The organism is Chitinophaga sp., assembly GCF_036569125.1.
GTDB lineage: Bacteria > Bacteroidota > Bacteroidia > Chitinophagales > Chitinophagaceae > Chitinophaga.
Window position 1 is genome coordinate 1 of sequence record NZ_DATCRF010000318.1, and the last position, 10452, is coordinate 10452.

Annotated in this window: 12 protein-coding genes and 1 pseudogene; 8 read left to right on the top strand and 5 right to left on the bottom strand. The window is 45.8% G+C overall.

The features are described 5' to 3' along the window. The 3 genes and pseudogenes from VIM87_RS11890 to VIM87_RS11900 all read left to right on the top strand — a co-directional run. Window positions 1-304: pseudogene (locus VIM87_RS11890) on the top strand (hypothetical protein); the annotation flags it as partial. Between the two features lie 111 nt (window positions 305-415). Continuing rightward, entirely contained in the window at window positions 416-910 is a 495-nt protein-coding gene (locus VIM87_RS11895; protein ID WP_331997203.1) for a hypothetical protein, read from the top strand. A 110-nt stretch (window positions 911-1020) separates the two neighbouring features. Next, window positions 1021-1773 (top strand): hypothetical protein, encoded by a 753-nt coding sequence (locus tag VIM87_RS11900; RefSeq protein WP_331997204.1) that lies wholly within the window; start codon window positions 1021-1023, stop codon window positions 1771-1773. A 15-nt stretch (window positions 1774-1788) separates the two neighbouring features. Here VIM87_RS11900 and VIM87_RS11905 read toward each other — a convergent pair whose 3' ends face one another. Continuing rightward, window positions 1789-2166 carry a helix-turn-helix domain-containing protein gene (locus VIM87_RS11905; RefSeq protein WP_331997205.1) on the bottom strand — a complete coding sequence of 126 codons (378 nt, stop codon included), beginning with the start codon at window positions 2164-2166 and terminating at the stop codon, window positions 1789-1791. A gap of 179 nt (window positions 2167-2345) precedes the next feature. Between VIM87_RS11905 and VIM87_RS11910 the strand changes: the two genes are divergently transcribed. Continuing rightward, entirely contained in the window at window positions 2346-2723 is a 378-nt protein-coding gene (locus VIM87_RS11910) for a hypothetical protein (protein WP_331997206.1), read from the top strand. Next, window positions 2720-3199 carry a hypothetical protein gene (locus VIM87_RS11915; protein WP_331997207.1) on the top strand — a complete coding sequence of 160 codons (480 nt, stop codon included), beginning with the start codon at window positions 2720-2722 and terminating at the stop codon, window positions 3197-3199. The genes VIM87_RS11910 and VIM87_RS11915 overlap by 4 nt, the downstream gene beginning before the upstream one ends. Window positions 3200-3209: 10 nt before the next feature. Here VIM87_RS11915 and VIM87_RS11920 read toward each other — a convergent pair whose 3' ends face one another. After that, complete coding sequence (locus tag VIM87_RS11920; protein WP_331997208.1) at window positions 3210-4970, bottom strand: sulfatase; 1761 nt, start codon at window positions 4968-4970, stop codon at window positions 3210-3212. A 359-nt stretch (window positions 4971-5329) separates the two neighbouring features. Between VIM87_RS11920 and VIM87_RS11925 the strand changes: the two genes are divergently transcribed. After that, window positions 5330-5740, top strand: coding sequence for a RidA family protein (locus VIM87_RS11925; RefSeq protein WP_331997209.1), 411 nt, complete (start codon window positions 5330-5332; stop codon window positions 5738-5740). A gap of 17 nt (window positions 5741-5757) precedes the next feature. Further along, window positions 5758-6273, top strand: coding sequence for a DinB family protein (locus tag VIM87_RS11930; protein ID WP_331997210.1), 516 nt, complete (start codon window positions 5758-5760; stop codon window positions 6271-6273). On the opposite strand, the gene VIM87_RS11935 is transcribed toward VIM87_RS11930, so the two are convergent. Genes VIM87_RS11935 through VIM87_RS11945 form a run of 3 tightly spaced genes read right to left on the bottom strand, consistent with a single transcriptional unit; the run spans window position 6268 to window position 9974 of the window. Then, window positions 6268-7662, bottom strand: a complete 1395-nt coding sequence (locus VIM87_RS11935; RefSeq protein WP_331997211.1) for a Dyp-type peroxidase — start codon at window positions 7660-7662, stop codon at window positions 6268-6270. The two genes, VIM87_RS11930 and VIM87_RS11935, sit on opposite strands and share 6 nt — an antisense overlap. A 2-nt stretch (window positions 7663-7664) precedes the next feature. Next, window positions 7665-8972: a hypothetical protein gene (locus tag VIM87_RS11940; RefSeq protein WP_331997212.1), complete on the bottom strand. Its 1308-nt coding sequence runs from the start codon at window positions 8970-8972 to the stop codon at window positions 7665-7667. A gap of 24 nt (window positions 8973-8996) precedes the next feature. Next, window positions 8997-9974, bottom strand: a complete 978-nt coding sequence (locus tag VIM87_RS11945) for an SMP-30/gluconolactonase/LRE family protein (protein ID WP_331997213.1) — start codon at window positions 9972-9974, stop codon at window positions 8997-8999. A gap of 126 nt (window positions 9975-10100) precedes the next feature. Here VIM87_RS11945 and VIM87_RS11950 point away from each other — a divergent pair. Beyond that, a partial coding sequence (locus tag VIM87_RS11950) for a glycosyl hydrolase family 28-related protein (RefSeq protein ID WP_331997214.1) occupies window positions 10101-10452 on the top strand: 352 nt, incomplete at its 3' end.

A 10452-nucleotide genomic window follows, 5' to 3' on the forward strand; every position in this document is an offset into this window, starting at 1 on the left:
CCTGCACTTGTTTATTCCTTTTCTTATCATCCCCATGGGCATGGGCATCGCAGTGCCGGCCATGACTACCGGCATTCTTTCCAGCGTGGAAAAGAACAGGAGCGGAACAGCATCCGCTATTCTCAACACCATACGGCAGGCGGCAGGCGCGCTTGGTGTAGCTGTTTTTGGCGCCATGGCCAGCGGCGGACCGCGGAACATCGCCTGGGCAGCCCGCACCAGCGGATTGATCTCCTGCTGCAGCCTTTTGCTGGCAGCAGCGCTGCTTCACCGGTATGTTCGCCCCTCCTCCCATATAAAGTAAATAGCACGTTTGTGTTTTGCTAAACGGGTAAATGAATTCTATCTTCGGCGCAGTCAACTATAACTGTTAATCATTACTGTCAACATTTAACCTTAAACAAATCCCTTTACCATGAAAAAAGCACTTCTAATGTGCTGTTGCGCCGTTGTGGCTGCACTTACCTTTTCTTCCTGTGCAACTATTTTTGGAGGTTCCCGGCATACCTTCGTAGTAAATTCCAGTCCCGACGATGCCCAGGTGGTGATCACCGACAAAAAAGGCAAGGAGGTCTTTAACGGTCACACACCAACGGAGGTACGGCTGAAATCCGGCGCAGGTTACTTCTCTCCGGCGGAGTATACTGTAAAGTTCTCTAAAGCCGGGCATCAGGACCTGACAGTGCCTATTCATTTCAGGCTGAATGGCTGGTACTTTGGAAATATTGTAATCGGCGGCGCCATTGGTATGCTGATAGTAGATCCGTTAACCGGTGGTATGTGGAAAGTAAGTCCTGGCGAGAAACAGATCTACAAGACCTTAAAACCACAAGGTGTAGCTACGCTGGATATTATCGACATCAAAAATGTTGATGAAAAAACGAAAGAGCAGCTGGTGAAGATCAATTAATCATAGAATTTTAATAGCCCCGTGGCATTATAAAAACCTCTCTAAATGCTTAGAGAGGTTTTTGTTTTATGGAATCAGCATAAAGCAGCATCTATTAGAAAACTACCCGCATGCGCCTGATGATCCTTTTCACCTGCCTTTGTTGCGCACAGCTCCTTTCTGCTCAAACCAAAACCATTCATGTACTGGTGGCGCTCTGCGACAATCAATACCAGGGCATTGTAAAAGTACCGGCCCGCATCGGCAATGGGCAGGATCCTGCCAATAATCTCTACTGGGGCTGCGGATATGGTGTCAGCACCTTCCTGAAAAAACAACCGGATTGGAAGCTGGTACGCGCTATAGCCAATCCTTCGGCAAATATTTACGAACGCCTTGTGTTCAAACACAATAGTAAAAACTGTTACCTGGTGGCCGACGCGTACAATGGCGCCCATATGAAACAAACCATTACCACCTTCCTCGATTATGCAGCCGGCAAACAACCGGTAGCGCTCAACGAACCGGTGGTACAAGCAGGAGGCAGTGCGCAGCTTATCTGCTTTGTAGGGCATAACGGGTTGATGGATTTCCAGCTGGCGGAAACTCCTTCACCGGTAAATAAACGATCAAGACAGGTAGCTATATTTGCCTGTGCCAGTAAACCCTACTTCTACGAAGCTGTCAAAAGAACCGGCGCACAGCCGCTGATCTGGACCACTCACCTGCTCTCCCCCGAAGCCTATACGCTGGACGCTATGATAGACGCCTGGCTGCTGGATGAAGACACTGCAGCCATCCATGAAAAAGTAGCACAGGCGTACAATAAATACCAGCACTGTGGCATCAAAGGCGCCCGTAATCTTTTTGCTACGGGCTGGTAGTAAGCGGTACATAATTCATTTTTCGGCCCGGGCAAGCAGCAGTGATCTGGCTATTGTTTGGGAAGCTTCATCCAGTAAATTAGCGGTTCCCCAATCAAAGATCTGGTCGATCAGCGCCCTCAGTGATAACCCGGTATCTGTTAAGCTATAAAATACTTCCTGGGGATGTTTGCTTACCCTTACATCACGGTTAATAAGCCCCTGTTTCTCTAAATCGCGTAGCTGCTCTGTCAATACTTTTCTACTGATCTTCGGCATTTTCTTTTGCAACGCTCCAAACCGGTTAATACCGTGCTGGATCAGGTACAGGATAATAGGCTTCCATCTGCCGCTGATCAGCTCAATGGTTCTTCCAACAGGACAGGAATAAGTATCGTATCCATTTGTTTCCATAATTCATGAAAGATTATAAGTTGATAGTTACTGTCTGGTAACTTATTGACCGTGTTATACCGGCAATATAATTTTGCTTCCACAAACATAGAATTATTATGCCGGATCTATTAAATCATGAGTTAAGGAAGGTAACACTTTTCAGTGTTATGCTAATGTGCTTAACCTCCGTTCATCACGTGTATGGTGCAATCGCCTATCATACATCCTGGCGTTTGCATGTACTGCTGTTCAGTATTCCCGTACTGGTTGTTACACTCATCCTGAGCCGTCTGGCAGCAGCCAAACCCTGGGCATTCTGGTTATACTGGATCATTACCTTACTGGCCGCCATTATCCTGATCGGGATCTTTGAAGGATTATATAATCATGTGCTGAAAAATATACTTTTCTTCAGTGGTTTTCCCGGAAGCAGCATGGAAAAATTGTATCCGCGGGGAACTTATGAAATGCCTGACAATTTTTTCTTTGAGATAACCGGAATAATGCAGGGAATTATTGCAATACCATTGATCATTTACTTTATAAGGTTAACAAGCCAAAAATATAAGTTATGAAAACACATCTCATGCTACGGATCCTGCTGGCATTCCATTTAACCGGGCTTACAATTATGGCAGGTACAACTATAATAGATTTCTTCACTTTCAAAACGTTCTGCCGGCTGATAGACCACAACGACAACAAAGCTTTCAACCTGCTTCCATTAATGTCTGGTTATGGAAGCTTTGTCAGGGCAGGTGCGGCAATATTAATCCTCACGGGAGCTGGCATGTTCTTAATGCTAAAGGGCATTTGGTGGGACCAACTATGGTTCAAAATAAAAATAGCCCTGGTGCTCTTATTAGTCTTAAACGGAATGCTCGTGGGCAATAAGCAAGGCACCCGGTTAAGAAGTATGGCCTATGAGGGTTTCCCGGACTTTGTTCAACGTGCTGTGCACGTAAGGGCCAACCTGGATAGGTTCTATATCATTCAGCTGCTGCTCTTTTTTCTGATCATTCTGGTAAGTGCGATCAAATTTGAAAAATGAAAGTGTTTGCTTATGGCGTTCCTGATAATTCATTCATCGTAAAACGTAGGTCTGTGATCTTTCCCTGGTAGGTCTGAAGCTTGCCTTTAAGCTCCTCCCCCTGGATCTTACCACACGTTACATACCCGCTTTTAATTTTTGTGAGATCGCCCTTCAACTCCTGCTTTAAAATAGTTTGCTGATCAAACCGCAGTTCCAGCGTGCCTTTTGCAGACAAGCTAAAAACCAGCTGCCCCTGACTCACCGGAATTTGTTTGCTTGCTATTTCAGTGCCGTCGGCCAGTACCAGCCCTATTTTATGCTGATAAGCGTATAATTTGAAATTTGAAAAATAGTCGCACACTACACCACCCTGGTTAAGGCCATCTAAATAAGCTGTTATGATCAGTGTGTCAGGGTTCCAGCGCTTTTTATTAAAGGAAAGATCAGCAGCGCTACTCCCCTGCCGGATGGTATAGCTCTGATCAGAAAATGCAGGCAATGGCCCTTCCAGGATCATTTCATTTGTTTCACCCTGTCGCTTCAGCTCTTTATCAAGCAGCAGTTCCAGCTCACTCAATTTACTGTGATAAGCAGGATCGGCTACCAGGTTTTTAAACTCATCACGGTCTGTAGCCAGGTTAAAGAGCTCCTCCGGCGGATGATAGCTGTAGCGGTCCAGCAGGAATTTAGTTCTGGGATCCGTTTGGGCAGCTGCAATCCAGCTGTCAAAATAAAATTCGTTCTGCTCCACCTTATCTATATGCGTAATAAAACGCACACCCGGATGATAGTTTTTGATATAATGGAAGCCGTCACCGGTAATGATAGTCCGCGAAGGCGTGTAATTGTACCAGAAATGCGGCTCCATAGATGTTTCTGCAAAAATGTACTGATGATGGCTTTTCTTTTTATTGAGCAATACATTTTTAAAGGATGCTCCATCCAGTTCATTATGCTCCGCTCCGCCTCCAAGATCGATTAAGGTAGGCGTCAGATCAACCAGTGACACCAGCGCATCTGAAACGGAGCCCGGTGTAACTTTTCCAGGCCATCTCACGATCAGCGGCACTCTTAAACCCTGATCATATACCGACCATTTTGCTGAAGGGAACTGCGCTCCCTGATCTGATAAAAACATCACAGCAGTACTGCTCTTCTGACCGGCTTTATCAATGGCCTGCAGCACCTCTCCTAACATTTTATCGGCCTCTCCGATGCTTTGATAATAGGCGGCCAGCGCTTTGCGGGTGGCTTTGGTGTCAGCAAGGTAATGCGGGAGCTTTAAGTTCCCGGGATCAAAGTCCCGGTTCGGAAACCATGGCACATGGGGCACCCAGGGCGCAACAATCAGGCAGATGGGCTGTTCCGGGTGGCTCTTAAAATGATCCCCGATCATTTGAATCGTTTCTTTTTTACGGTCCAGCCGGTTTTCGATCGGCAGGTATCGCCCGAACTCCTCCCCAATTCTTTCAAACGGAAAATTATGTAAAGGAAAGATGTCTGTTTTACCGGAGATCACCACGCGGTAGCCCAGCTGCTGCAGGAACCGGGGTAAATTCGCTGTATTGGGCCTTACTGTGAAATGATTCATTTGCGAACCATTGCGGAATGGATAAAGGCCGGTGAACATAGCGCTCCTGGAAGGTGTGCAAATGGGCGATGCTGCATATGCACGGTTAAACCGCATGCCTTCAGCAGCCAGCTGGTCCATGTTGGGTGTTTTCACATCGGTATTACCATAACATCCCACATCCTGTTGATTCAGATCATCAGCAATGAAGATCACCACATTGGGCCTTTTTTGTGCAACAGCAGGCGATAACCAGCAACAAACCCATATTATGATTATAATATTCTTTAAGCGATGTACGAATTGGTTATTCAATGGAGATATAAGCATAGCTAATTACTTCAGGATCCGCCGCAAAAGATATAAAAGATCAGGCAGCAATGCAAATGGCACACCTGATGGTTTGTTGCGGAAGCCGGGCGTAAGGAGAAGCACTGGATTGTATTTAATCGTACACTAGATTAGATTGCTCATAACCGGTCGTTGCTTACCCTGTATACATAAGATTATTGCTTACATTTGAGAGCCTGAATCAATAACAGCACACCTCCCAATCCATAACTCATAAACAACAAACAATGAGCAACCAGGTACAATACATCAATCCGGACGGACTTTCAAAAAACCCTGCATTTTCACAGCTTGTGACCACACATGGAAAAGGAAAAACTATTTATATTGGCGGGCAGGATGCTGTAAATGCGCAGGGAGAAATAGTTGGCAAGGGCGACATTACCGGACAAACAGAGCAGGTAATGAAGAATTTACAAACAGCACTTTCAGCCTGTGGAGCAACTTTTGACAACCTTATAAAATTATCCATCCACATTGTTCAGGGGCAGGATCTTTATCGTGCCTTTCAGGCTTCCCAGAAATTTTTGGGCCATGTGGCAAATCCGCCTGCCGTTACCGGTTTTTTTGTTGCAGCCCTGGCAAATCCTAACTATTTGATCGAAATAGATGCCATCGCATTTATCCCGGAAGAATAAAAAATCACTACCCAATTATGAAACGTACCAACTGGTTTGATCGCAAATTCCCTCCTATCGAGGACAATGGCATCCTTCCCTGTATTATTGAAAGGCTTGAAGGCACCCCTGCCAGGCTGACTGAAAAAATGAAACAGGTCAGCCAAACCATCCTCTCTGTTTCAAAAGATCATAAATGGAGCATTAAGCGGGAAATTGGCCACCTGATCGATCTTGAACCGCTTTGGCTGGAAAGGGCAAAAGAAATTATTGCCGGGGAGCCGGATCTTAAAAAGGCAGATCTTACAAATACTAAAACCCATGAAGCAGATCATGATGAAAGGGAGCTTGCTGCATTGATAGCCGACTTCAGCACCCACCGGCAATATTTAGTACAACTTTTAAAGGCCTTGAAAGATGCAGACCTGGACAAAGCCGCTAAACACCCCAGGCTGGGCACACCCATGAAGATCATTGACCTGGCCTACTTTGTGGCAGAACATGACGATCATCACCTGGCGCAGATCACTTTTTTACAGAACAGCATCCTATAAGCCGGTTGCGTTTGCCAGGTATTTCAATGCCTCCATGCCCGGCATAAAAAAATAAGCGCCGCCCCGCACAAACACAAACTGGGGTATATCATTTATTTTCTTTCTTACCGGGCAGCCCTGTATGGTAAAGGCGCTGTTCCTGAAAGCCGTCTCCCTGAAAGGAAATCCAACAATAGGATCTATATCATCATTCAAACCATCAAACTTATTATTATTACACCAGGCATTTTGAATAAACTCAAACTGCCGGTTGATCTGTGCATTAAAGCAAATAAAATACAATCCTCTTTTATCATTATTTTCTGATGCACGCATCGTTGCAGGATCGAAATCCGGCGATAAGGGCGCGCCAAATGCCCGGCCCCTTCTGAGTATTTTATGCTTCTTCACCATCTTTACAGATAACCCGGGATCATCATCTATCCCATCCCGGGGATTTGACTTGCGGATATGCGAGCCAATAGGGCAATGAAAGCCATCCTTATCATTTGCGGCAAAAAAGAAGTTTTTGAGGTCTCCTTCAGCGGCTGGCGCCAATGGCTCACCATTCAGGCGCCGGCCCATTATTTTAGCAGCTATTAATTCCGGGCCCATGCCCTGCAGATGCGGATCATTTTCGGATAAGCGAAAGATAAATTCCCAGAACACCTTTACATCCTGCTCCAGCTGCCGGAACACCATATAGCTGCCGTTCCGGCCTATATCGAAAACATCCTTCTCCCCTGTCTTAACCCTGGGGCTTAAAGGAAATTTTTCATATTCATTCGGATACCCCAATATAAATTCACCGGGCATAACTACGTTCTGCTCCTCCTCCGCTTTATAACGTGCATTAATACCACCCACACCGGCAACCAAAGGGTTCATGATCCCATCTTCAAAGCCAAAATGTTCTTTGCTGCCAATATTCATTGTGTTCAGGCGCGTAACTTCGGTAATGTTATAACGTTGTAATTTCTCTATAGTATCCTGGTATTTGTTTTCCAGCGCGGCGCTGTCCTTTGCAAAGATCATCAGCACCGCATCTACCCGGGGATTATGATCGCCTCCCCAATACCATTTCTCCGGTGCATTGGTATCAAAATCTCCCAGGATGCGGCTCCGGGTCTTCGTGTTTAATCCCTCTGTAAATTCCGGGGCAAAGCCCGTGATCAGCTGTTCCTGCGGTATCAACCGGGCGATCCCTGTATTTGTAAATGCTATATGAAAAGCAAGGTCCGGCCGTTTATGGCTGGCGCGTGTAATATCCGGTAACAGATCCGCCAGAAAGGCGCGCACCTGCGCCTGTTCAGTGAACTGCAGCATTACATAACAAGCCTCCGGCAGAAAGCTATATGACCTGATAAGCAGGCCCTGTATATCGTTAAACGCTATTTTGGGGTATTGCATAACTATAAAAGGTTTAGCCATTGTTTTGTTTGCATGTCATTCATTTCCTGGTTCAATCCAAGTGCAATGCGATGATTCCGCCATATATTCTTAACCGTTAGCTCTTCAAAAGCGCTGTACCACACCTGCGTGTGGATCTGGTATTTCCGGGTCCAGTTCTTGAAACGTTCTTCATCGGCCGCTCCCTTAAAAACCAGCCAGCTGGTGCGGGGAAAATTGACGGTATTGCTCCATACGCCGGTAAGGCCAACTGCTGCCCGGTCTACAAAATCACTCAGGTAATTTTCCCAGCTGCCATCGAAATTGCTGAAGAACAACAAGGTCCGCTCCTTTTCCAGGATAGACCATCCTGCGAAATGAATAGTAGAGATGCCGCCTAATGCCCCTTTATTGAAGCTGTATTTTGCCAACAGGTTGATCAGCCAAAGCACGGCTCTTAATACACCCAGCCTGAACCCGCCCGGGCTAATGGCAACCAGGTGCGACAATTGATTCTGCGCATAAAAATCTTCATCTTTTGTAAGAGATGGAACCGCCGCTACCTCCTGTTCCGTATCCGGCAATTCGGGCGCTGTTTGTTCAAGCCGTCTTAAATAAAATACAATGCCGGCAATCAGCACTACGAATGCTGCCAGGAGATAAAGATGTACAATGCCTGCAAGCACGAGCACCCCTATTAATAAAAGCGCTATCAGTAAACCGGCATACACCGGCTTTATATAAGGCAGCGGCACCGCCTTAATATCGTTATAACCAGGCGCCTGCTGATGGAGGTACTGTACTATTTCCTGTTTTATAAACTTAGGATCATCGGTAGCAGCGAATGTTCTTTCCCGGAGAAATTGCTGTATAAGGGTATAGATCTCCGCTTCTTTACCGATCATATCAGTAGACAATCCCCGGTACCCGGAATAGTAGGCATTCACCCGCTGCGTATGCCCTTTTATAAAAGTGGTGATAGCAGTAGCAGGAGGCATAGCTGGATCATAATCCTTACAGCAGGAGAAGATCCTTTGAAAGGGAGAGATAGTTTCCCCGGCTGTCATCGCCTGTAAATAAGCATCCAGCGGTCCATCATAGGTGCCGGAATACACCAGCCTGAAAAGCTGTCCGGGAGGCTGTGCACTTAACGGATCGGGGAAAATAACAAACCGGGCAAAGTGAATGCCTTTAATTTTCCCGAAGGGATGATCTGCTTTATTAATAATGGCGGTGTGGAGCAGCTGCAGCTCATTGCAAAGGATGCTGAGCTTATTTGCATCAATATCGGCAATGACAATCAGGCCGTTTTGATCGGTGATATTTTTCATTTATTTGGGGTTACTTAAAGATACTTATTTTTTCACATTTTTGCTTAGCTCATAAACGAGGATGGTTACAGGTCCCAGCTGATCTGAAATCCCTTCAGCGGATTCTTTGTTTGCATTATATTCTCCCAGGTAGCTGTTGGCCAGCACGTACAATTTATTTTCCAGGATCGCGGCAGTAGTGGGATCATGAAACAGCTCATTTCCCTTATCAATGATCTTTTCGCTTACAATTTCATCACCGTCATTATTCAGCGAATATTGCACAACCGCATTGCCCTTATTGGTTTCAGCGCCGTTATACACACCAATGATGTTGTTGTTCCAAAACACCAGTCCATCAAGATTATACGCCTTTGTGGAATCTGTATACCCTTTTAAGGGCGCCAGCTTTTTTGACGGAAGATCCAGCTGCATTAACCCATGACTATACGTAGCAATGTACACTTTACCATTTGCATTGTAAGTGATCCCATTGGGCCAGGCTATAAGCGGATCCTTCACAAACACACTTAGTTTTTGCTTTACCGGATCCACTTCATAAAGAGAGGAATCATAGGTATCCGTTATATATACCTTGCCGTCGGGGTGAAGGATCAGGTCATTGAACAAATGGCGGGCTGTATCTTTAAGGAGATACTTTTGCTTTACTGCTCCTGTCTTCAGATCAAAAGCATGCACGCAGGACAGGTACTCATCGTTTTGTTTTTTATTTGACACTACCCATAACCATTGTGCTTCAGGATCTATCTTCATTCCAAGTCCTTCCAGAAACCCATCCTGGCCGCTTTTGATGAGATCTTTGTGCGATCCGTCATTATCAACTGCAATGATCTTCTTTAAAGCAATACTGCTTACATAGATGGTACCGCTAGCCGGGTTTATCGTGATCCCTTCTGGTATCACCTCTTTCTCAGTATGGGTAGTAATAATCTCCGGCCCGGATTGTGCTGCCAGATCCAGCACCGCCAGCACGATCATAAGACTGAACAGGAATTTTTTCATATTGTGGGGAAATGCCGTTATCCCTAATTACGAATTTACTGCCATCTTTCCAAATCCGCGGTTCAAGGGAAGCGATGGTAAAATATCCCGCGTAAAATGTATCTTGTCTTTCCAGAGCAACATTATATGAAGATTTTTAAAAATGGGACACTTATATCCCTGATCCTTTCCTTTAGTACATTCCAGCTTGCAGCACAGCAAAAGACATACAATATAACAGCCTATGGCGCCAAAGCCGATGGCAAAACCAACAACACAACGGCCATACAAAGCGCAATAGATAAAGCCAGCGCTAATGGCGGCGGACGGGTATTGGTGCCTGCCGGTAAGTTTGTTACAGGAGTAATTGAAATTAAAACCGGCGTTGAGCTGCACCTTGCCGCCAATGCCGTGCTGCTGGCCACTCCCAAACGGATCGATTACGGACCGGAAAAAGCCTCTGCCCTGATCGTGGCCGACGGGCAGCAAAATATCGGGA

Excerpts from the sequence above, each read along its gene's own strand:
- VIM87_RS11895 (WP_331997203.1), top strand. The coding sequence starts at position 416 with ATGAAAAAAGCACTTCTAATGTGCTGTTGCGCCGTTGTGGCTGCACTT.
- VIM87_RS11900 (WP_331997204.1), top strand. The coding sequence starts at position 1,021 with ATGCGCCTGATGATCCTTTTCACCTGCCTTTGTTGCGCACAGCTCCTT.
- VIM87_RS11905 (WP_331997205.1), bottom strand. The coding sequence starts at position 2,166 with ATGGAAACAAATGGATACGATACTTATTCCTGTCCTGTTGGAAGAACC.
- VIM87_RS11915 (WP_331997207.1), top strand. The coding sequence starts at position 2,720 with ATGAAAACACATCTCATGCTACGGATCCTGCTGGCATTCCATTTAACC.
- VIM87_RS11925 (WP_331997209.1), top strand. The coding sequence starts at position 5,330 with ATGAGCAACCAGGTACAATACATCAATCCGGACGGACTTTCAAAAAAC.
- VIM87_RS11930 (WP_331997210.1), top strand. The coding sequence starts at position 5,758 with ATGAAACGTACCAACTGGTTTGATCGCAAATTCCCTCCTATCGAGGAC.
- VIM87_RS11935 (WP_331997211.1), bottom strand. The coding sequence starts at position 7,662 with ATGCAATACCCCAAAATAGCGTTTAACGATATACAGGGCCTGCTTATC.
- VIM87_RS11940 (WP_331997212.1), bottom strand. The coding sequence starts at position 8,972 with ATGAAAAATATCACCGATCAAAACGGCCTGATTGTCATTGCCGATATT.
- VIM87_RS11945 (WP_331997213.1), bottom strand. The coding sequence starts at position 9,974 with ATGAAAAAATTCCTGTTCAGTCTTATGATCGTGCTGGCGGTGCTGGAT.